25 protein-coding genes and 1 pseudogene are annotated in these 21,964 nt (G+C 38.9%); 12 read left to right on the forward strand and 14 right to left on the reverse strand.

Annotated features, from left to right (window positions below; genetic code table 11):
• Positions 1-48: 48 nt before the first annotated feature.
• The 3 genes from A9Y75_RS07690 to A9Y75_RS07700 form a co-directional block, all read right to left on the reverse strand.
• A complete protein-coding gene (locus A9Y75_RS07690; RefSeq protein WP_071188987.1) occupies positions 49-1,230 on the reverse strand; it encodes a pyridoxal phosphate-dependent aminotransferase in 1,182 nt (393 codons plus the stop codon).
• A 191-nt stretch (positions 1,231-1,421) separates the two neighbouring features.
• Positions 1,422-1,739 (reverse strand): carbon dioxide-concentrating mechanism protein CcmK, encoded by a 318-nt coding sequence (locus A9Y75_RS07695; protein ID WP_071189644.1) that lies wholly within the window; start codon positions 1,737-1,739, stop codon positions 1,422-1,424.
• Positions 1,740-1,951: 212 nt separating this feature from the next.
• On the reverse strand, positions 1,952-2,560 hold the full coding sequence (locus tag A9Y75_RS07700) for a DUF3318 domain-containing protein (RefSeq protein WP_071188988.1): 609 nt from the start codon (positions 2,558-2,560) through the stop codon (positions 1,952-1,954).
• 81 nt (positions 2,561-2,641) lie between these two features.
• Between A9Y75_RS07700 and A9Y75_RS07705 the strand changes: the two genes are divergently transcribed.
• Positions 2,642-2,887: a hypothetical protein gene (locus A9Y75_RS07705; protein ID WP_071188989.1), complete on the forward strand. Its 246-nt coding sequence runs from the start codon at positions 2,642-2,644 to the stop codon at positions 2,885-2,887.
• 145 nt (positions 2,888-3,032) lie between these two features.
• Here A9Y75_RS07705 and A9Y75_RS07710 read toward each other — a convergent pair whose 3' ends face one another.
• Complete coding sequence (locus A9Y75_RS07710) at positions 3,033-4,688, reverse strand: iron uptake porin (protein ID WP_071188990.1); 1,656 nt, start codon at positions 4,686-4,688, stop codon at positions 3,033-3,035.
• 154 nt (positions 4,689-4,842) lie between these two features.
• Entirely contained in the window at positions 4,843-5,433 is a 591-nt protein-coding gene (locus tag A9Y75_RS07715) for a Crp/Fnr family transcriptional regulator (protein WP_071188991.1), read from the reverse strand.
• Between the two features lie 81 nt (positions 5,434-5,514).
• Here A9Y75_RS07715 and A9Y75_RS29455 point away from each other — a divergent pair, with 81 nt between their 5' ends.
• Positions 5,515-5,664 carry a hypothetical protein gene (locus tag A9Y75_RS29455; protein ID WP_177176132.1) on the forward strand — a complete coding sequence of 50 codons (150 nt, stop codon included), beginning with the start codon at positions 5,515-5,517 and terminating at the stop codon, positions 5,662-5,664.
• Between the two features lie 250 nt (positions 5,665-5,914).
• Here A9Y75_RS29455 and phoU read toward each other — a convergent pair whose 3' ends face one another.
• From phoU to A9Y75_RS07730, 3 genes are read right to left on the reverse strand one after another with little or no spacing between them, the layout of a single operon-like run.
• Positions 5,915-6,583: a phosphate signaling complex protein PhoU gene (phoU, locus tag A9Y75_RS07720; protein ID WP_071188992.1), complete on the reverse strand. Its 669-nt coding sequence runs from the start codon at positions 6,581-6,583 to the stop codon at positions 5,915-5,917.
• Between the two features lie 30 nt (positions 6,584-6,613).
• The gene (locus A9Y75_RS07725; protein WP_071188993.1) at positions 6,614-7,945 is read right to left on the reverse strand and encodes a PAS domain-containing sensor histidine kinase; all 1,332 of its coding nucleotides are present in this window, start codon (positions 7,943-7,945) and stop codon (positions 6,614-6,616) included.
• A gap of 53 nt (positions 7,946-7,998) precedes the next feature.
• Entirely contained in the window at positions 7,999-8,751 is a 753-nt protein-coding gene (locus A9Y75_RS07730; RefSeq protein WP_071188994.1) for a response regulator transcription factor, read from the reverse strand.
• 603 nt (positions 8,752-9,354) lie between these two features.
• On the opposite strand from A9Y75_RS07730, the gene A9Y75_RS07735 reads away from it, so the two are divergent.
• The gene (locus A9Y75_RS07735) at positions 9,355-10,338 is read left to right on the forward strand and encodes a hypothetical protein (protein WP_071188995.1); all 984 of its coding nucleotides are present in this window, start codon (positions 9,355-9,357) and stop codon (positions 10,336-10,338) included.
• Between the two features lie 175 nt (positions 10,339-10,513).
• On the forward strand, positions 10,514-11,593 hold the full coding sequence (locus A9Y75_RS07740) for a hypothetical protein (protein WP_071188996.1): 1,080 nt from the start codon (positions 10,514-10,516) through the stop codon (positions 11,591-11,593).
• Between the two features lie 266 nt (positions 11,594-11,859).
• Here the strand turns inward: A9Y75_RS07740 and hisA are convergent, their stop codons facing one another.
• The 3 genes from hisA to A9Y75_RS07755 form a co-directional block, all read right to left on the reverse strand.
• Positions 11,860-12,633 carry a 1-(5-phosphoribosyl)-5-[(5-phosphoribosylamino)methylideneamino]imidazole-4-carboxamide isomerase gene (gene hisA / locus A9Y75_RS07745; protein WP_071188997.1) on the reverse strand — a complete coding sequence of 258 codons (774 nt, stop codon included), beginning with the start codon at positions 12,631-12,633 and terminating at the stop codon, positions 11,860-11,862.
• 90 nt (positions 12,634-12,723) lie between these two features.
• Positions 12,724-13,038, reverse strand: a complete 315-nt coding sequence (locus A9Y75_RS07750) for a DUF3593 domain-containing protein (RefSeq protein ID WP_071188998.1) — start codon at positions 13,036-13,038, stop codon at positions 12,724-12,726.
• Positions 13,035-13,370 (reverse strand): DUF2499 domain-containing protein, encoded by a 336-nt coding sequence (locus A9Y75_RS07755; protein WP_071188999.1) that lies wholly within the window; start codon positions 13,368-13,370, stop codon positions 13,035-13,037. The genes A9Y75_RS07750 and A9Y75_RS07755 overlap by 4 nt, the downstream gene beginning before the upstream one ends.
• Positions 13,371-13,431: 61 nt before the next feature.
• Between A9Y75_RS07755 and csaB the strand changes: the two genes are divergently transcribed.
• The 4 genes from csaB to A9Y75_RS07775 all read left to right on the forward strand — a co-directional run bounded on the left by csaB (position 13,432) and on the right by A9Y75_RS07775 (position 16,253).
• Positions 13,432-14,478: a polysaccharide pyruvyl transferase CsaB gene (csaB, locus tag A9Y75_RS07760; RefSeq protein WP_071189000.1), complete on the forward strand. Its 1,047-nt coding sequence runs from the start codon at positions 13,432-13,434 to the stop codon at positions 14,476-14,478.
• Between the two features lie 45 nt (positions 14,479-14,523).
• Entirely contained in the window at positions 14,524-14,976 is a 453-nt protein-coding gene (locus tag A9Y75_RS07765) for a hypothetical protein (protein WP_071189001.1), read from the forward strand.
• Between the two features lie 5 nt (positions 14,977-14,981).
• On the forward strand, positions 14,982-15,593 hold the full coding sequence (locus A9Y75_RS07770; protein WP_071189002.1) for a PIN domain-containing protein: 612 nt from the start codon (positions 14,982-14,984) through the stop codon (positions 15,591-15,593).
• A gap of 81 nt (positions 15,594-15,674) precedes the next feature.
• A complete protein-coding gene (locus A9Y75_RS07775) occupies positions 15,675-16,253 on the forward strand; it encodes a Uma2 family endonuclease (RefSeq protein ID WP_071189003.1) in 579 nt (192 codons plus the stop codon).
• 55 nt (positions 16,254-16,308) lie between these two features.
• On the opposite strand, the gene pgeF is transcribed toward A9Y75_RS07775, so the two are convergent.
• A complete protein-coding gene (pgeF, locus tag A9Y75_RS07780) occupies positions 16,309-17,088 on the reverse strand; it encodes a peptidoglycan editing factor PgeF (RefSeq protein ID WP_071189004.1) in 780 nt (259 codons plus the stop codon).
• 262 nt (positions 17,089-17,350) lie between these two features.
• On the opposite strand from pgeF, the gene arsM reads away from it, so the two are divergent.
• The 4 genes and pseudogenes from arsM (at position 17,351) to arsS (ending at position 20,396) form a co-directional block, all read left to right on the forward strand.
• Entirely contained in the window at positions 17,351-18,319 is a 969-nt protein-coding gene (arsM, locus tag A9Y75_RS07785) for an arsenosugar biosynthesis arsenite methyltransferase ArsM (RefSeq protein ID WP_071189005.1), read from the forward strand.
• Positions 18,320-18,443: 124 nt separating this feature from the next.
• Positions 18,444-18,605: a hypothetical protein gene (locus A9Y75_RS28340; protein ID WP_177176133.1), complete on the forward strand. Its 162-nt coding sequence runs from the start codon at positions 18,444-18,446 to the stop codon at positions 18,603-18,605.
• Between the two features lie 81 nt (positions 18,606-18,686).
• Positions 18,687-18,992 (forward strand): annotated as a pseudogene (locus A9Y75_RS07790) (Uma2 family endonuclease); the annotation flags it as partial.
• A 390-nt stretch (positions 18,993-19,382) separates the two neighbouring features.
• Positions 19,383-20,396, forward strand: coding sequence for an arsenosugar biosynthesis radical SAM (seleno)protein ArsS (arsS, locus tag A9Y75_RS07795; protein ID WP_071189006.1), 1,014 nt, complete (start codon positions 19,383-19,385; stop codon positions 20,394-20,396).
• An 87-nt stretch (positions 20,397-20,483) separates the two neighbouring features.
• Here the strand turns inward: arsS and A9Y75_RS07800 are convergent, their stop codons facing one another.
• Positions 20,484-21,302 carry an anti-sigma factor gene (locus A9Y75_RS07800; protein WP_071189007.1) on the reverse strand — a complete coding sequence of 273 codons (819 nt, stop codon included), beginning with the start codon at positions 21,300-21,302 and terminating at the stop codon, positions 20,484-20,486.
• On the reverse strand, positions 21,295-21,900 hold the full coding sequence (locus A9Y75_RS07805) for a sigma-70 family RNA polymerase sigma factor (RefSeq protein WP_071189008.1): 606 nt from the start codon (positions 21,898-21,900) through the stop codon (positions 21,295-21,297). The genes A9Y75_RS07800 and A9Y75_RS07805 overlap by 8 nt, the downstream gene beginning before the upstream one ends.
• Between the last annotated feature and the right edge of the window lie 64 nt (positions 21,901-21,964).

Genomic DNA, 21,964 nt, shown 5'->3' on the forward strand with positions numbered 1-21,964 from the left:
TTACCTCTCAACCACAAAGGCACAGAGTAAAAAAAAGGATTTTTCAAATCACCTTGAAAAGGATGATGATAAGATTTGTTTTAAACCCTTGACTAATCTTTCTATCCCTGATTTTGCGGTGTCTTGTTGCAATGCACCATAAGCAACTCGTAAATAACAACCATCTTCCATCCCAAATGTTGTCCCAGGAATAACGGCTACTTGATGTTCTTGAATCAGTTGCTTCACTAATTCAAAAGCATCGATTTGGGTATGCACTTTTAAGAAAAAATAGAATGCGCCATTTGCTGGTGTAATAGTGCAAAATCCTTGCAGTTGCTTGAGTTCATTCACAACTACTTGCCGAACTTGTGCGATCGCTCTAATATTATCTCTTAAGTAGTCGTCTTTTGCCTGTAACGCCCCTACCGCAGCATATTGGGAAACCACAGGAGGACAAATCAAAATCGTATCTTGCACTTTTTTGACAGCATTTAGCAGGTGTTGGGGAATCACCATATAGCCAATACGCCAACTTGCAAAACCATAAGCTTTAGAAAGGCTATAAAGGGAAATTGTATATTCACTACTTCCCGAAAATGCACCAGGAGAAATGTGCTTCACTCCATCATAAGTGAAATATTCATAAGCCTCATCACTAATATGGTAAATACCCTTTTTCCTACAAATTTCATTAACTTGATGTAATGCTGTTTCTGAATAAACTACACCTGTAGGATTATTAGGAGAAATAGTCACTATAGCGCGGGTTTTGGTTGTAATTGCTTGGGCTATAGCTTCAGGACGTAATTGATAATTTTCATCTGTTCCCACTAATATAGGACAACAACCTGCCATTCTAATCGCCATTTCATGATTAAAATAGTAGGGGATATTTAATATAATTTCGTCACCAGGGCAAGTAATTGCTAAAATAGCATTCATAAATCCCATATTGCTGCCGGCTGTGACAACAATACAACTTTCGTTGTTAATATCAATGCCGTTAAATGTGGATAATTTTGTAGTTAATGCACTTAATAATTGGGGAATTCCTACAACTGCTTGATAAACATGATTATTGGCTTCAGCCAGAAATTTTGGTAAAATTTCCATTGCTTCTGGTGGAGGGCTATAGTGAACTACACCTTGTCCGAGAGAAATTGTACCAGGAGAGTTTTTAATTAATTCGCCAACAACGGGAATAATCGGCGATTGTACCGCATTCATTCGAGATAATTCGTAATTCATAAAATGGGCTAGGTAAGTAAGCGAAAAGAAATCAAACCATGTGAAGTAAGGTAATAAATATTTCCGTTGGTAGTGAGGTCTTTAGACCTCAAATTAGGGCTGTTGGCGAAGCGTTCCCGCAGGGTAGCCCTAACTACAAACTTTTAATTATTTACTTTGCTCTACTTAACTAATTTAAAAGTTTAAAAGCTTTAATTACTCAATGGTGGAGGAAAACGAATATCAGCACTTTGATGAATTGGTAAAACAGATTCTAAATTTTCATGGGGACGAGGAATAATATGATGGGAAAGTATCTCCCCACCATTAACTTTTAAAACTGATTCTAGTCCCTGATTTACTGCCATATTCACTTCACCCACATCACCACGAATTAATATTGTAATTCTTCCTAAATCAGTGTTTTCATAACCAACAAAAGTGATACGGGCTGCTTTACACATTGCATCAGCTGCTTCCACTGCTGCGGGAACGCCGTATACTTCTATCATGCCCAGTGCTAATGTCAATGTTGTTTCGCTCCAATTCAAAATTCAGCATTCTCAAAAATTTCTACTAATCACCAATTACCTATCTCCCTTTCAGATATAACCACTGCTCACATCTTGCACCTGGCGACTGGAAGTCGCGGCTAGACAGACAAAACCCGCCTACGCGGGTTTGAAACCACTGATTTTCCGTGAGTCCGCGCAGGCGGACTTAGTTTGTGTAGCCACGAATTCTATTCGTTAGGGCTTGGTGCAAGATATGTGACTGGAGACAAAAGTGCGATCGCTCTCAAGTTTTGACAACGAATTAATTCGCTAAAATCTAACCCAGTACGTCCTTCAATTTTGGCTACTGTCTCAATGGCTGTTAACAAATGCTGTGCTGCTTCCGTTTCTGAGTAACCCCGGCGTTGGGCGACACGAATGGCTGCTACATCAGCGTTTAACTGTGACTCTTGTGATTGGTTACTGCGCCAAATGCGAACAGCAGCTAAAGTACTTAATCCTCCAGCTATCACCACACCCACTAAATCAGATTGGGTGGCTTCCACTATTCCACCTAACAACCCCGCTAACACCACACCTTGATAAATATCTGGTTGCAGCCACTTTACTCCTGTTAACCAACTAACCTGATGCAACAGCAGTAAATCTCGTTGCGGTTTCGTCAAGCGTCTCCACAAATCAAAATTAATATATATCGGTCTTTCCTGATTCCAGGGTAAGGGAAAATCAGCATTTATGACCTTTTTTTGCTCTGGTTTATTGACTATTTTCGTCATCATCCGCCCAGAAGCAGGCATTACATCTAACAAACGGCGAATTTCAATATTTGGCTCCATGATGTTAATTATTAGGCATAATAATATATGTATATTAAATTACTACTAAGATTAGACTTTTATTATTTACATATAATTAACATGGATGCTTTTGCTCCCACTCCGCCAGAATGGACAAATCAGGCATTTCACGCCTATGAGTTTTGCTGTCCCAAATGTCACTCAAGTAGTCGAGAAGCTGTAGAAGTTTGGCTAAATAGGCGATCGCCTGTAACAACAGCAGATCATCGTCGCAAGTGGCAAGAATTCTACCATTGTCATTGTGGTTGTGCTTGGTGGGCTTGGAGTAGCGATCGCCCTTCAACCAATTTATCTGAACAAAAATGAGGTTAAAAACAACAATGTAGAGACGTTTTATTCAACATCTCTACATCTGTCTGTAAGGGTAAAGTAAAATTGCATCTACACAAAAAACCTAACTTGATCTTAGTTTGTGTAGATGCGAATTCTATTCGCCAACACTCAGCCAGTCTTAGAAACTGAAGGTTGTACGCAGAGTACCAACGTAAATTGGTTCGTTATTATCGTTGTGATTGGGATTCAAGATCACCAACACACCAGGTGTAACAAGAATGTTGTCAGAAAACTTCATCTTGTACAGACCTTCTATATGATAAGAAGTACCGTTGCCGTCTGGATTAGAAGCAATATTGGTCGTGCCAGTAACTTTAGGTGGTTGACCGAAGATCAAACCCAAAGTGTTACCTTCTCTACCAAAGTCTTTTATACCAAGGGTAGTACCCCAGTAAAATATATCTGCATCTCTGTCAGTACCAGTGAGAGCATTAGCTGTGGTATAACCTGCCCAACCACCGAATGTGATCTTAGCACTGGGATTGAAGCTAAGTTGTAAACCGTAGTTGTCAGCTTCAGTTTTAGAACCACTAAAAGGATTATTAGCAAAGCTGCTTCCAGTGCTGCCAAATAAGTTTATACCATCAGCATTAGCGGTATTTTGATAAGTGCGAGCATAGGCTAAACCAACGTTTAAGGCTTTACTGGGTTTGAATGCTAACTGCGCGAAAATAGTGTTATCACCATCAAACAATCCACTACCATCTGAGGGGTTAGAAGCATTAGTAACACCACCACTAGTTCTGCCTGAGGCAAAATAAGCGGCACTCAAGGTAAATTTATCGCTAGGATTGATGTTGACCGTGATACCAGCACCATCTCTAGCTTGGCGATAGATGGGGCTGAATCGTCCGTAGCGAGAGAGTGCGCCTGAACCACTGCTTCTAAAGTCAGGGTTGAAGACGTTGACGTTCTCATTCAACTCACCACCAACAGCGTCAATCTTGACGCGGATTCTTTTACCGAAGTTGAAAGCGTAGTTGAGTTTGTCAATACTAACACTGTTATCACTACCGCCGTCATAACCCAAACGAGTCATGTTAGTTCCTGTACCACCAGCAGCAGCAGAACCACTATTGCTGACGATATTACCCGCATTCAACCGGGTTTGCAATTGGTCTGTTCCCGTGAAGCTGCTGTTCAACGTCAAGCGCACACGGTTTGAGAAAGTCGTGTTGCTGTTTAAATCAGGGTTATTGTTGGGGTCCTCGTCGGTATCAGCTACCTGATCACCAAAGGCTTGGGACACGCTGAAAATTGCTTCCCCAGACAACTTGGTGGTGGTGGAGAATTGATTAGCTTCCAACTCACTGGTACGAGCTTCTAATGCGTCTACACGACCACGCAGAGTTGCTAATTCAGCAGAAAATTCTTCTTGCAAACGCTGTAAGGTAGCCAAGTCTTCCTTGTTTACCATGTCAGCGGTAGCTGTAGCAATCAGTTCATTAACTCGGTCTAAGCAGGCATTCAAACCAGCTGCAAATTCATACCGAGTCAAAGCACGATTACCACGGTATGTACCGTTTGGATAACCTGCAATACAACCGTAGCGTTCAACTAAAGACTGTAAAGCTTGAAACGCCCAGTCTGTGGGTTGCACGTCGGAAAATTGCGAAACAGATGTTACCTGACCGATGTTGTTAGCTTCTTTGGATAACTGAGCAACGCTTGTTGCTTGTTCGTTAACTTCAGCAGCCAAAGCGCTGTTAGCAGACAGGAAAGTGGCTGCAATAACTGGACTAACCTTCAGAACATTCCAAAATAGTTTTGTCATGTTTTTAATCTCTCTCACACCTAAACAAACTCCAAGTTATGATAAAATCCCTTTTTAATTCAGAGAATTTACACATAAGTTTTCTGTAATTACTATACAATATCTTTCACGGTTAGCACAACCCCCTCTACCAACCTTTAATACTCAATGATACTCAAGGCTTGGTTAATTTGGTAGGTAAATTCAGCACAATACTACGTTTATGACGTAATATCTTTCCTTCTTCTTCAAATTTCTGCAATAAGCGTGTTATTGTGACTCGCGTTGTATTGAGAACTTCTGATATATCCTGATGAGTAACATTCAAATCAATTAATTTACCCTGTTCTAAATCCCGACCAAATTTTTCACTTAACCACACCAAAAATTGCCATAATTTTATCGAAGTAGGCTTCCGATGCAATATGGTTAAAAGCTCTTCAGCCTGTTGGATGTGACATAACAAAGCATTGATATCTTCATGCCAAAGATGAGGAGGAAGAATGCTTGCTTCCACACTCGTCAAGCATTCTATTTGATAGGGATTAACTGTGGATAAAGGATAGCCAACAATATCACCTAAACCCCAATATCCCAATGTGATGGATGTTCCATCTTCACTCCAGGTTAAGGTACGAACTATTCCTCGCTCAATACGCCACAGTACATCCTTTCGGAATGGAATCACTGTTCGACGAGTGAATAAATGTTGGGCTAATTGCTTGTTTGTACTGGATTTTAGGGTGTGATTTGTAGAATACGTCATTTTAATGTGAGATGAATAGGAAATTGAAATGAAGTATCCTAGTAAGAATTCAGGAGTCAGGAGTCAGGAGGAGGCAGTGCGGTGGACGGGTTCCCCGGCATAAAGCAACTGCCGTTCAGGAGTCAGAATGCTTATGAAATGAAGAATAGAGAAAAGCAAGATTTTATCAAAATCATTAAATTTGACTCGAAAAGCCTTTATTGTCCTGACTTAGAGTATTCTTTATCCTGAATACTTACGTATCCTAATAATCAATTATTAGGCAACATCGTCAACTGATTTAAGCTATCTTTCGATACTTTAATCGTCAAAGTTTAAGAATAGGTAAGCTTTTAGTGAAATGTATGTTAGTTAACTTATTAGTTTGGATTATATGTTTTTATTAATACGTTATAAATTGTAAAAAGTAAGCAGCAGTAAAAAATTAAATACAGTGAACAGACTGATAATTGATCACCGAATAACTGTTCACTGATAACCTTTAATGGCGTTGACCGGTGACGATATAGGCTACTCTTTGACCAATATTAGTAGCGTGATCCGCCATACGTTCTAGACAACGAATTGCTAATGTTAAGAGTAGAATTGGCTCAATCACTCCTGGGACATCTCGCTGGTATGCTAAAATTTGATACAGTTGGTCGTAAGCATTATCTACCGTATCATCTAAGTACTTAATCCGTAGCCCACTAACTTCATCTAAATCCGCCAAAGCTACTAAGCTAGTTGCTAACATTGCCTGGGCATGATAAGACATGAGGGCAATCTCTGGTAAAGAAGCATGAGGCGGATAAGGGAAATTTTTGATGGCTATTTTGGCTAAATCCTTGGCGTAATCCCCGATGCGTTCTAAGTCTCGCACTAACTGCATGAAAGCACTTAAACAACGCAACTCTTGCGCCGTCGGTGCTTGCGATATCATAATCGATGTACAGTCAGATTCTATTTGTCTATAAAAGCGATCAATTTTTTTATCTAATCGGGGCAGTTCCTCGGCCGCTGTTAAGTCGCGGGCAAATAATGCTTGGTGACTGAGACGGAATGATTGTTCCACCAAAGCTCCCATACGCAACACATCACGCTCTAATCGCCTGATGGCGCGATCTGGCTGTGCTTTTTCAGGATTGGGATTATTAACAACAGCTTTCACACTTGTAATCTCAAAATAGAAGATATTTTTTTAACTATAGTCTTGCTTGGATGAGTTTGCCATGACATGAGGGAGTTGGATTTGCATCCAGGCTCCACCTGTTTCTGGATGATTCATCGCCTTAATGTCACCGCCATGAGCTAGGATGATTTGCCGGACAATCGCTAAACCTAAACCACTACCAGTAATAGCGGTTGTTGAACTACTTTCCGACACTGGGGAGCGATATCTAGCTTTGTCCCCCCGGTAAAAGCGCTCAAAGACGTGGTGTAAATCTTCAGGGGAAAAACCAACACCAGAGTCAATGATATTAATTTCCAAGACTGGAGAATTGCGATCGCCTGGAAAAATTTCTTTTGTTGTTATAAATTTAGCTTCAATATGAATAGTAGTGGAAGGGGGGCTGTATTTGATGCTGTTATCCAATAGATTGATAAATACCTGGTACATCCGCGATTTATCTACCTTAATGCAGATGCTTTCGGAATCAGAATAAGTCATGCTCAGAGAGTTAAGGTTTGCAAGTGGTTCGAGGGTTTCCCATACTGATGCAATGAGCGATCGCACTTCCACTGTTTCTAGATGCAATTGCATGGTTGAAGTGTTTTCCATTTGCGTCAGTTCCAGCCAGTTCTGCACCAGATTAATCAGCCGGTCAACTTCCTGCATCAAGCGGTTAACCCAACGGTCTAAGGGCGGCTCTAAGCGAGATTGAAGGGTTTCTGCCACCAGACGAATGGAAGTGAGAGGAGTTCTGAGTTCATGAGCTAAATCTGAAAAAGAGCGATCGCGCTGCTGATTTATATCTAGCAAAGGTTGGTGATTTTCTAAGAATACTCCCACTTGTCCTTTGGGTAAAGGCAAGCTGGATGCTTGTAAAGCTAAAGATTTTAACTCGGACATGGCTGTGGCATTTTCACGAGAAGGATGAAAAACCCACTCTCGCACTTGGGGTTTTTGCCAATCACGAGTTTGCTCAATTAACTGATCAAGTTCATAAGACCTCACCAACTCTAGCAACAAGCGTACCTGTCCTGCTTGCCACCTTTGCAGATGCAACATTTCTCGCGCTTGCTGATTGCACCACAGCAGCTGATTTTCCTCATCTACTTGCAAATATCCCAAAGGTGCAAAATCTAGCAATTCCTTGTAGGTTTGCAAAGACAGTTGCAAATCCTGCTGCTGTCGTTTCACCGTTGACATTTCTTGTCTTAAGCGACCAAGCAATGGCAAGTCTATTTTATGAGAATGGGCGGTTAACGGTTGGAGTACTCGCTCCAAATAGCCGTTTAGTTGAACTTGTTGCCAAAGCCAAAACCCAAGCCCGACCGCTAAACCCAGAAAAAATCCCAATAAGAGCATTTGAGTTGTTAGTTGCAGTGTAATTATTCAAAACTAACAACTATCGCCAGCAATTAGCCAAATCTATAGCCAAAACCTCTCACAGTCACAATATATTCTGGATGGCTGGGGTCTTGCTCCAACTTTTCTCGTAACCACCGGATATGAACATCTACAGTTTTGCTATCCCCAACAAAATCAGGACCCCAAACCTGATCTAGCAATTGCTCTCGTGACCATACCCTTCGGGTATAACTCATAAACAATTCCAGTAAGCGGAATTCTTTAGGTGACAGATTCACCTCTTTTCCGCGCACCACTACACGGCACTCTTGAGGATTGAGACTAACATCTTTATGCTTTAGGATTGGGACTTGCGGCAGAATACTTAAACGCTGGCGACGGATAAGGGCGCGACACCGAGCTACTAATTCCCGCATACTAAATGGTTTAGTCAGATAGTCATCTGCTCCTACTTCTAAACCCAGTACACGGTCAGTTTCGCTACCTTTAGCACTGAGCATCAAAATCGGTACTGAGTTACCTTGATGACGTAACAAGCGGCAGATATCCAGCCCATTAATTTGCGGCAGCATTAAATCTAAAAGTACCAAATCAAAAGGCAATTCTCCAGAATTAGATTCGCAGCTTTTGAGGTATTCTATAGCTGCTCGTCCATCAGCAGCAGCGATGACCCCATAACCTTCTTCTTCCAAGGCCACAACGAGCATTTCCCGGATAAGTTCTTCATCTTCTACTACTAGAATGCGGCTTGTTTGTCCGATATCCGCTTTAGCAGAATACTTAGTTAATTCGCTGGTATACATTGATAACACAATATGTTGAGATTATGCTTGTATCGATAATTCTTTGACTGCTGATTATCCACGCCTATTTTTAGTGGATGTATTTTGGTAAATTGTATTGTATATAACAAACCGATTATATTATAAATCACATTGACTAGCTGCCTCCAAGTATTTTTGGCGACGTTGTATATTATTTTAGATGGTTGGGATTACTTCTTGACAAGAGCAAATTGCTTAAGTACAATTGTTTAGTACAAAAATACTATAGCAACTCTACAAAACAAACTTGAACTAAACAAATCTTGACTGCAAGGTGTGTATATATTTGCTCGCTTCAGTATTTATACTGTAATACAAGCGATCATTTAAAAGCTAACCTTATGTCTGCATAAGGTATGTCTGATATCGTGTCCGGTTGAGTACTTATCATTAGACATCTGGTGAAAAAGAATGTAGAGACGTTCCATGGAACGTCTCTACAAGGGTTCTAGGGTATGCATATTTCATTTCTGGAGATGTCTATTAGGGAACCGCGCGGAGAGTTTTTTTGATAAGCAATTACCGAACATGATATTACTACTCAGTTAATCATTATCATTACCTATTCCAGGGAGTTGAAATATGACCACAGGTGCAATTAAAGACGGTAAACAACAACTTGTACAAGCATTTCAACAGATTCGTGTTGAAAGAAAAAAATTAGAATCTAAAATAGCCACCAAACAAGAAGAAGCAGAAAAGGTAAAAAACCAAGAAATTCTGACAGCAGCTTCTACTTACACAGTTGATAGTATTGTTAAAGGTTTAGCAGATTTACAGTTAGAGTTTGGCAGCATAGTCAATGCACTGGCTGAAAAATTAGCTCAAGAAAATGCTAAATTAGATGAACTAAATCAGGCGATAGAAATTGAAACGCAACGCCTACAAGAGTTACAGCAAATTAGAATTGTAGCCGATACTCTAGATATTTTCACACAAGAACATCAAGAAAAATTAAAAGTTTTAGAACAAGATACGGCGAATAAACGAGAAGCATTAGAAAAAGAAGTTGCTTTGAGGCGGAAAGAATGGCAAAAAGAGCAAGCAGAATTTGCAGAAAATCTACAAACTTACAATGAATTATTAGAGAAAGAACGCCAGCAGGAAGAAGAGGAATTTCAATATAAATTAGAAACAACTCGCAAACTCAACACAGATGCATATGAAGCGAGAAAACGCAAATTAGAATTGCAAATCCAAGAAAGTACACAACAGAAAGACAAAGACTGGTCGGAACGAGAAAAAATTCTTACCGAACGTCAACCTCTATTGACTGAATATCAACAAAAAGTAGCTACATTTCCGACTGAACTGGAAGAAGCAATTAAGAAAGCTAGGGAAGAGGCTATTAAAGACACCAGCCAAAAAGCAAAAGTTGAAGCTGATTTATTTGAAAAAGAATGGGAATCAACTAAACAGAGTTATGAATTTAAAATTCAATCTCTGGAAGAAACAATTACTAAACAAACTGAGCAAATTGAAGGTATTGCTGCTCAATTACAAACTGCACTAAAACAAGCTCAGGATTTGGCAATGAGGGCTTTTGATACTTCTAATGGTAAATAAAGAGTGACTAAAAGTGGCAGAAACACAAATTATATTGTGTTTTGTTAAAGACTTATAGATAGGGCTGACGCGGTGAGTTTTCTTAATAAGTAATTAAGCGAACATGAGATTAAGTCTATGAAAGAGATTTAATTCTTTTTGATCTAGTGAATTTTGAATTTTGAGGAAGTTTCTAATGGTAGCTAAAAAACCGAACGATAAAAATACTAAAGCCGAAATTCTTCAAGCTTATGAAGAATTAGCGAAAGAACAAGCAGCGCTGAAATCACAACTGGAACAATCTCCAAAAGTAACTCAATCTGTTCCTCAAGAAAAACCTAAAACCGAACCTAAAATAGCTATGACTCAAACTACTAGCATTCAACAAAAGATGAATAATACTATTGAAAGCTTGTCCAAAATTCAGCTAGGTTTTGGTAGTGCTGCTAATGAATTGTCAGAACAGCTAAGTACAAAAGCTTCCAAGTTGGCAGAAATTGGGGAATCTGTGGAAAATGAAATTCAACAATTAGCCCAACTGCATAACTTAGAGGTATCTGAAAATATTTTAGATACTCTAATTGCGTCTTATGATGATAATGAAAAGGCTTATCATGAAGAGTATAGCCAACGCTATGAAATCTTATCTCAAGAAATATTAGAACTTAAAAATACTTGGACAAAAGAACAGGAAGAACATCAACGAACAATTAAAGAACGCAATGAAAATCTTAACAGAACTAGACAAAGGGACGCAGCCGAGTATAAATATAATTTAGAACTCCAGCGTAAACTTTGGAATGATGAATATGAACAACAACAGAAAATTTTATCTCAACAATTAGAAGAACTGCAACAAGAAACAGATAAACAGTGGGCTGAACGGGAAAAAGCAATTGCTGAACGAGAAAAACAATTTGAGGAATTAAAAACTAAGGTAGAGATATTTCCGAAAGAAAAAGAAGCTGCGATTAAAAAAGCTACGGAAGAAGGGAAAGGTATTGCTAGTTATCAGGCTAAAGTAAAAGCAGATTTGTATGGGAAAGAAGTGGAAGGACAAAAGCGTTTTTATGAACAAAGATTGCAATCTTTAGAACTGACAATTACTAATCAGCAAACGCGACTGGAGAACCTTTCTAGACAACTGGAATCTGCACTCAAACAAGTTCAGGATTTAGCAGTTAAAGCAATTGAAGGAACTGCAAATGTAAATTCCTATCAGGCTATTAAAGAAATAGCTTTAGAACAAGCAAAAAGTCAAGTTAAAAATAAATAACTTAATTAATTAAAAAAGGGGTTTAGCACTGCGCTTTACCCCTACTTCTGAATTCTGCAATTATTCTGTTTTTGGTTTTCCTAATCCTGGAGGTGGTTGTTTTCTTTTTGTTTTCGTGTTTTTGTTTGTCTGGTTTTGGTTGGAATTTTGGTTAGAGTTGCTGTTTTGGTCAGACATAAAAGTTAACTGTATAATCAGTGATGATTTTAGCTACACCAGGAATTTTAATCATTCCAGAAATTGGTGCAGCTTTACGGAGAGACTTATTAAGCGAAGTTAGAAAAGTCGAAATTGGGGGGAATATCTTGAAGTCTTCCTGGTCCAATAGCTTTTAATCCTTCTGTGAGAATAATATCGCCAGTATACAAGGCTTTCCCTACTATCACACCTGTTACACCTTGGGGTTCTAAAGCTAATAAACTTAACAAATCGGTGACAGAACTTACACCACCAGAAGCAATTACGGGTATGGAAATTGCCGCTGCGAGTTCTCGTAATGCGTCTAAATTGGGGCCTTCTAATGTACCGTCACGGTTGATATCGGTGTAAATTATGGCTGCTGCACCTAATTCTTGCATTTGTGTGGCTAGTTGGGTGGCTAATACTGCTGAGGTTTCTAACCAACCGCGAGTGGCAACTAAGCCGTTACGGGCATCTATACCAATGATAATCTTTTCGGGAAATTCTTGACAAAGTTCTTGGACTAGCTGCGGTTGTTCAACTGCGACAGTTCCGAGAATTGCCCAATTTACACCCAGATTAAATAATTGTTGCACACTTGAGCGATCGCGCAATCCTCCACCAACTTCAATGGGAATAGAAAGATTATTTCTAATGGCTTCAATTGCGGCTAAGTTGACGATTTTACCAGCTTTCGCGCCGTCTAAATCAACTAAATGTAATCTGGTTGCGCCTTGGTCTGCCCACATTTTCGCAACTTCAACCGGATTTTCGCTGAATACTTGCGATCGCTCGTAGTCTCCTTTATATAGTCGCACACAGCGGCCTTCTAGTAAATCAATTGCGGGTATGACTTCCATAATTCGTAATTCGTAATTTGTAATTCGTAACTTGTAATAGTGCCTACGGCAGGCTACCGCCAACGTAATTGGTGATTGAATAATTATTCCCTATTCCCTGTTCCCTATTCCCTGTTCCCTGTTCCCTAATTCCTGTACTGCTTGGCGAAAACCTAAGACTAGTAAGATGTTAGCAAGGGTTAAAAAGATTTCTGCGCTACCATGTAACCAGTCTATATTGGCTAATTGTTCTCCATAATGGACTTTGGCATAAATGCCTGCGGGAATGGTGACAGCGACAAATACCAATGTACCGTAAAATCCATATAGGGCTAAACGTGGCATTTGTGGACTGCGGCTGATAAACCACAAGAAACCCAAATAGGGAAACAGAGAAAGAGCAAATAGGGTTTCTTTTGATATCATTGTTCTGATTTGATAGATTGTGCTTCAATTGTGTTTGCAGACTTGGTGGAACGCCAAATTAGATAAGCTGCTGCCCACAAGGTAAAATTACCAACTAATGTCATGGTAGCTTGCAAAGTGACTAACCATTCTAGTGATTCGGAATTGTCGAAATAATGCCAAGTGCAAGCACACATCGCACTAATTAAAGCAGGTAACATGGCAAAAGATAATCCCCACCAACTACGATTTTTTGTCAGTTCACCATATATCCAAATTAGCCAAATTGCGGCTATCCACTCAATGACGCTAGAAATATGAATTATCCAGGTAGGAATCGAAAGTGCGTGCATAATTAATTCAAAATACAAAATTCAAAATTCAAAATCTAAAATCCAAAATCTAAAATCTAAAATGGGGAAAATGCGAGTTTTATTGTCTGGGTATTACGGTAAGGGTAATGGTGGTGATGAAGCTTTGTTAGCTACACTTCTGCAAATGCTACCATCTGATGTCACTCCTGTGGTGCTTTCTGGAAATCCTGAAGAAACTCATCAGCGTTATGGTGTGGAATGTTACAACCGTATGGCGTTTTTACAGGTAATCAAGGCTTTGCGTTCTTGTGATGCTTTTATTTGGGGTGGTGGGAGTTTAATTCAAGATGTGACTAGCGTGATTAGCCCTTTTTATTATGGCGGATTGATGGCTTTAGCTCAAGTTATGAATTTGAAAACTGTGGCTTGGGGACAGGGTATAGGTCCTCTGTTGCGTCCCCAAACTCGGTTTTTAGCGAAGAGGAATTTTTCAGGTTGTATGAAAGTGAGTGTGCGCGATCGCTCTAGTTCTCGTTTATTATCAGATTGGAGTATACCCCATATCCTTGCACCTGACCCGGTTTGGGCGTTAGAGTCGAAGCCAGTACCGGAATTAGCAGATTTACCAAAACCCAGAATTGCAGTTACTTTAAGAAATCATCCCCAACTGACAGAAACTCGTTTAGTAAATTTAACTCAAGCTTTAGTTAATTTGCAAATAGAAACTCAAGCTTTTATTTTATTATTGCCATTTCAAAAAAGCGAAGATTTAGGAATTGCTGAAAAAATTCAAACTCAATTACAAGACGTTAGTAAAATTATCTGTTTGGAAGAACCGCAACTTTTAAAAGGCGTGTTTCGTGGTGTAAAAATGTCTATAGGAATGCGTCTACATAGTTTAATTATGGCAGCGAGTGAAGGTTCTCGTTGTTTTGCATTGAGTTATGACCCAAAAGTAAATCGCTTAATGGAAGATTTAGAAATACCTGGCTGGGATTTAAAGGATTTACCAACTGATATAGATTTAATTAGTAAAACTTGGATTGATTATTATAATAAGAGTGAATCTTTGTCATCTGAGAAAATTCAATCTTTGATAGATGGAGCTTTTTTGCATCGAGATTTGTTAAAGGAAGCGTTAAAATAAAATTTCAGAATAGGTTAGTAATTTCCTAGTTATGAGGTGATATAGATGTATTATGCTGATATGGCAGTACACGGAAAAGATAGACATTTACAGCTTTTAGTGGAAGTTAAAAGTAAACGTGATGCATCTAAAATTTGGGCTGCTAAAATGCGACGCAATATGTATGCTCATGGTTTACTTCCAGAAGCACCTTTTTTTCTATTAGCACTTCCAGATAAATTTTATTTGTGGAAAGATATAGGCTTATCTACGGATTTGATAGAACCAAATTATGAAATTAATCCTGAACCTTTTCTTAAGCCTTATTACCCTAAAGCATATACTCCCAACTATGACATTAGTAGTGAAGGTTTTGAGCTAATAGTTTCTGCTTGGCTTCATCAAATATTAACAGTACCATCTGTTGATTTACTCCCTCCAAATATGGATTGGTTAGTGAGTTCAGGTGTATTTGATGCTATTCACCACGGCCACATAAAATTGGAGGAACTGGTTTAATTGTAATGGATGTTTATGTAGAAACGAATTTTGTTTTAGAACTGGCACTGCTTCAGGAACAGCAGGATAGTTGTCAAAAACTGCTAGACTTGGCAGAAACAGGGCAAATAAATTTGATTTTACCCGCATTCAGCCTTACAGAACCTTATGAAACGCTGATTCGCAGGGAAAAAAACCGCCGAAATTTATCACAAGATTTGCATAGAGAGCTTTCTCAGCTTGGACGTTCTCTACCTTACCAACAGCAGGTGGATACTTATCAAGAGATTACTGAGTTTTTAGTAAATAGCGGGAAAGAAGAAAAGCAAAGATTCCAAATAGTTGTAGAGAAGTTATTAGTGGTTAGCAAAGTTATCCCTTTAACAGTGGAGATACTAACCGCAGCTATGGGATATCAGTCTGAGCTTGACTTTACACCCCAAGATGCTATTGTTTACGCTTCGGTTATTGATTATTTGAATAAGTCAACTGAACGACGACGTTGCTTTATTAATAGAAACTCTAAAGATTTCGATAATCCAGATATTCAAGAAGCTTTAGATAGATATAATTGTCGAATATTATTTAATTTTGATGCTGGATTTGGCTATATTAAAAATCAAATTCAAATTATCTAACTAACTTAAGTTGTGATTACAAAACCTGCAACTTACTTTATAATTTAGATAAAGTTGATATCATCCCCAAGGAGACTCATCATGACAGCTATCACCATCAACTTAAACCCTATTATCCAACTTACCGACAACCAATTTTATCAACTCTGCCGAGAAAATCCTGAAGTCAAATTTGAACGCAATGCAGATGGAAAATCATTGATAATATCACCAACAGGAGGAGAAACAGGAAAACGTAATTTTGAAATTGGTATTGATTTTGGGATTTGGAATCGTCAAACTAAATTAGGAGTTTGTTTCGATTCTTCCACTTGTTTTAAACTTCCCAATGGTGCAAATCGTTCTCCTGATGTTGCTTGGATCAAAAAAGAGAGATGGGATAAACTTACACCAGAAGAACAAGAAAAGTTTTCACCCATTGCCCCAGATTTTGTTTTAGAATTAATGTCACCCAGTGATAGTTTGCAGGAAATGCAAACCAAAATGCAAGAATATATAAATAACGGAGTTAAATTAGGTTGGTTAATTAATCGGAAAATGCGTCAAGTTGAAATTTATCGTCTTGGTAAACCAGTGGAAATATTAGACTTTCCCCAAGAATTATCAGGAGAAGATGTTTTACCGGGGTTTATTTTAAATATGGAAATTGTTTGGGGATAGGTTGCTGAAATTCAACAACCAAATTATTTTAATCAAACCTAAAAATGTGCTGTTATTATTTACCTGCACTCACAATTCCTGACCATTGCACCTTTTTCTCTTTTTCTCGACGATATGAAAAGAAATGTTCTGGAGTTTGGTATGTACAATAAGGTGCGATCGCAATTTGTTCTACACTAATTCCTAACTGCTCCAACTGCAAAGCATTCACCCGACGCACATCTAAACGCACCTTTCCTGGTTCTGTATCTGGAAATAAAGGCGAATCAGGTAAATTGTGTAAATCATTAATAATCTTTTGTGGATCATTGTGTGGTATAATCGTGTTTCCAATTTCAGCAGCAACTTCCACTGCAACTTGGTAAACTTCGCCAGCGATAGCAGGCCCCATCGCAATTCGCAAATCTTCTAATTTGCTACCTTGGGATTGCATTCTCTGAATGGCTTGGGGAACAATTTTCGCTGCCGTACCCCGCCAACCAGCGTGTAAAGCTGCAACCTGTCCGATTTTCACATCCCCAATCAGCACGGGTGTACAATCGGCAGAAGCCACCCAAACAGCTTGTAAAGGTTGCTCACTAATTAAACCATCTGCCAAAGCTAAGTTATTTTCACCTGTACTTAACTGGATATCAACCTCTTGGGGAGTCAGGACAGTATTGCCATGTACTTGTTGTAAACGATAAACTAAAGCGTCTGGTTGCAGCACTTTTGTTAACTCATGTGGCGGACGAGGCCAAAACTGCTGCGTAAAGAAACCATGAGGCCAAGATTCTAATAGATTACAAGTCAGGTAAGGTAGACCTTCCCAATTGTGCCAGTGCCAAGTGTGCATCTTTAACCAAACCTAAACAAAAAATTTAAAACCGCCAATCAATGCTAACGTGAATCCCCAGAAAAAGTTATTTGGCAACGCCTTTTTCTCGATTAAGTTGGGATTAGGCTTTTCGATTTTGTCCGGTGGGTTGACGTTAGCATTGATTCGCGGGTAATCTTCACATCCATTTTAGCTTCAGCTTCGTCTTAGTATTATATAAAGCTTCTTGAAATTACCAAACAGCACACTTTTCTAGTAATATCACCAGAAAATAATTCTCATGACCTATCTTGAAACAACCGCTAACTTTTATAGTGAAGTCGCCGAAACACCACAAATTGGATTATGTTGTGTCCAAAGCAGTCCTCTACAGCTACCTGGACTCAAAATTCCCATCCAGATGCAGGAAATGAATTATGGTTGCGGTACAACTGTTCATCCCACAGAACTAGCTAACGACCCAACCGTACTGTATGTAGGTGTTGGTGGTGGTTTGGAAGCACTGCAATTTGCTTACTTTTCTCGCCGTCCAGGTTCAGTGATTGCAATTGAGCCTGTAGCGGCTATGCGGTTAGCAGCAATTCGTAATTTAGAAATTGCTGCTCAAGAAAATCCTTGGTTTGAGCCGAATTTTGTGGAAATTCGAGAAGGAGATGCTTTTGCTTTACCTGTTCCTGATGCTTCTGTAGATGTAGTAGCGCAAAATTGTCTATTTAATATTTTTAAACCAGCCGATTTACACTTAGCTTTAAAAGAAGCTTTTCGGGTTTTAAAGCCCAATGGACGCTTACTGATGAGCGATCCTATTGCTACTCGTCCCATTCCCGAACATCTGCAAAATGATGAACGAATGCGGGCTATGTGCCTATCGGGAGCAATGACTTATGAGCAGTATATCGAACATCTTATTAATGCTGGCTTTGGTCAGGTAGAAATTCGGGCGCGTCGTCCTTACCGTATCCTCAATCGCCAAAATTATGGTTTAGAAGCACATTTACTATTAGAAAGTCTCGATTGTGTAGCTTTTAATGTGCCAATTCCTGAAGATGGTGCTTGCATTTTTACAGGTAAAACAGCTATTTACACTGGAGTAGAACCCTTTTTTGATGACAAAGCTGGACACATTCTCCAAGAAGGAGTCCCTGCGGCTGTATGTGATAAAACTGCTGCAAAATTAGCTGCATTACACACAGAAGAAATACTGATTACAGATTCAACTTGGCATTACAATGGTGGCGGTTGTTGTTAGAGGATGTTTTAAAAGTATTTTTGGTAACATCAAAAGTCTCAGAACCTAACCCCCAACCCCTTCCCTACCAGGGAAGGGGAGTAAGAATCAAAGCCTCATTGTTTACGCTTCGGTTATTGATTATTTGAATAAGTCAACTGAACGACGACGTTGCTTTATTAATAGAAACTCTAAAGATTTCGATAATCCAGATATTCAAGAAGCTTTAGATAGATATAATTGTCGAATATTATTTAATTTTGATGCTGGATTTGGCTATATTAAAAATCAAATTCAAATTATCTAACTAACTTAAGTTGTGATTACAAAACCTGCAACTTACTTTATAATTTAGATAAAGTTGATATCATCCCCAAGGAGACTCATCATGACAGCTATCACCATCAACTTAAACCCTATTATCCAACTTACCGACAACCAATTTTATCAACTCTGCCGAGAAAATCCTGAAGTCAAATTTGAACGCAATGCAGATGGAAAATCATTGATAATATCACCAACAGGAGGAGAAACAGGAAAACGTAATTTTGAAATTGGTATTGATTTTGGGATTTGGAATCGTCAAACTAAATTAGGAGTTTGTTTCGATTCTTCCACTTGTTTTAAACTTCCCAATGGTGCAAATCGTTCTCCTGATGTTGCTTGGATCAAAAAAGAGAGTTATTCTTCCTTAATTAACCCAAGTTGCTAGTCATCTCGTTAAGGCTGGTAATGGGTAATGGGTGATAAAATCGCAGTCTTAATCCTGTTCATCTTTAAATCTTGTAAATCAGGATTCTGACAATTTTTCTAAGAGGATGTTTGAAAAGTTTTCGGCGAATATAATTCGCTACTACACAAGCGAAGTCCACCTATTCCTACGGTCCCGTAAGGGATACGTGGACTAATGAAAAATCAAGGCTTCTGAACCCACGAAGGTGGGTTTTGTCTGTGTAGCCGCGTTCGCGTAGCGTGCTGGAAGCATCTTTATAATCGCCCAGAGAGTATGAATTTAGACTTTTCAAACACCCTCTAACTAGCAACTTCCTTAATTAGTTTTTTTAGCTTAGAATTAAGATCAAAAATGGTTCAGCAAAAAGTAATTCCTTTAGCTTTAGATTCAGTCATCACACCTTTTAGAAAAAAGCTGGATTTACCTTTAACAAAAAAGCAAATTACTGTTTTACAAATCAATTTGGGGAAACGTTGTAATTTAGCTTGTAGTCATTGTCATGTCGAAGCTAGTCCCAAACGCACTGAAGAACTTTCTCCAGAAGTTTGTCAGCAATTAATTACATTAATTGAGAAATTCCCCCAAATTAAATTTGTAGACTTGACAGGTGGCGCTCCGGAAATGCTCTATGGTTTTAAACCAATTGTAGAGGCCGCACGAGCTAATGGTAAACAGGTAATTGTGCGTTCTAATTTGACTATTTATTTTGAATCAGGGTTTAGTGATATTCCTGATTATTGCGCTCAACATCAAGTCAGAATTGTGGCTTCTTTACCTTGCTATCTCTCTGACAACGTTGATAAAATGCGGGGAAATGGTGTGTATGATGCCTCAATTCGCGCTCTGCAATGGCTGAATCGTCTTGGTTATGGTCAAGACCCCAATTTAATCCTTGACTTAGTTTATAATCCTCAACTTCCAGCTACAGCAAACTTTTCTCTCACGCCTAATCAAGTTAGTCTGGAACAAGATTACAAGGTGTTCTTACAAGAAAATTTTGGAATTTGGTTTAACAACTTATTCGCAATTACAAATCTACCAATTGGACGAACTAAGTTATATTTAGAACGCAAAGAACTACACAGACCTTATCTCCAATTTCTGGAATCTAATTTTAACTCTACTACTGTTGAGCATTTAATGTGTAGAGATGAAATCTCTATTGACTATCTGGGTAATGTCTATGATTGCGATTTTAATCAGATGGAAAATCTACCATCAAAAACTCATGATGGTGAAATGCTAACTGTTAATAAATTATTGACTGCTGGCACATTAGATTTAATCGAAAATATCAGAACTGCAAATTACTGTTATGGTTGTACTGCTGGTTCTGGTTCTAGTTGTGGTGGTACTTTAATTTGATCTAAACTCAAAATTTATCAGCATTTGTTGGGTTTTGCTGTCGCTTAACCCAACCTACAAAAACTTTTAACCAAAAAGTATTGGATGTCAAATTTGTGAACTTTTCATGATGACAGTACCGGTGGGACGAGAGACATTTGGATCTTTTTCTAAGGTGACAATTATCCCAGAAAATTCTGGGTGAGAAAATTCTTTGTACATTTGATTTGTAAATGGTAACTCATAGGCAGCATTTCCCCAAAGATATGGCTTGACTTCACCACAGGGTAACTTCTCACTAGCAACAACTGTCCATAATAAGTAGACATAACCAGGAGGTGGGGCGGGAAGATTTTGAAAAAGCATTACCGCTTTTTGTTGTTCAGAATTGATAACTATACTCCCTGAAGCCACCTCTGTAGAGTTGACTCCTTTAAAAGTAAACAGTCGCGTTTCATTATTTTGGAGCATGGATTTCACTACTTGAGCTTGAGCAAAATCCTGGACTAAACGCTGGTTTTCTGCTGTGATTATCCCCAGATTTTGTCGTAGCCGATAGTTATCAACCCCTAGAACTACTGCACATAGTACAGCAATGCTACCAAAAATTATTCTCCATGTAAGTGGTTTTTGTGTTGGCGTTAACTTGTTAATTTCCTGAACTTTAATCTCTTGTACAGTAGCTTGATGAGCAGAGTTTTGAGCTTGTTCTAGAATTTTGGGTAGCAGATGGGCTGGTGCTTCTACTTGAGTAAAGCCATCTAATACTTGTTGCAGAACTTCCTGCAAATCATCAACTTCAGTAATCAGTTCTGGGTGTTCATCAATTAGTAGCCGAAACTCTTCAGCTTCTTCAGGGGTGAGATCATCAACGACAAACCCCGCAGCTAAGTTATTTATATATTCGGAATCAAAAGATTTATTCATATATTGATAAATCAGAATCTAGTAAAATGCGCTTGAGTTTTAGTAATCCTTGACGAGTGCAGGTTTTAACTGTACCCAGAGGAATATCAATTTGTTTAGCAATTTCCGACTGACTTAATCCTTGGTTATAAGCTAGTTCGATGACCTGACGTTGTTTTTCTGGGAGTTCTAAAAGAGCATTGTAAATTCGCTCCGCTCGCTCTGCAAAACTCGCTTGTTCAACGGGTGTAGACTCTGGTATGGCTTCATTTGTCATTGTTTGTCCCCAGCGTTCCACAAGTTTGAGTTGTCTAGTTCGAGCGCGTAGCTTATCTATTGCCCGCGATCGCGTGACCGTTACCAAATAGCGCACAAAAAAGCGACAATCTGGATTACTAGATGCTTTTCGCCACAGTGTCAAAAAAATTTCTTGAGTCAAGTCTTCAGCTTCTTGGGAATCAGCCAAAATTTTCAGCGCTAATCCATAAACTAAGCGACCATGACGATTGAACAAAACGCTTAATGCCGAAGAATCGCCATTTTTGAGCGCCATAAACAAAGCTTCATCATTAATAGATGAAACCTCTCTCGAATTTGACTGGGGAAGTTTATGCTCCATGCTGTTGCAAAAACAGGTATAAATATATGCCGGAGCAAGTCGGGGATAAGCTTTGTTTCATTAC

Origin of the sequence: Trichormus sp. NMC-1 (assembly GCF_001858025.1) — a bacterium.
Lineage (GTDB): Bacteria > Cyanobacteriota > Cyanobacteriia > Cyanobacteriales > Nostocaceae > Anabaena.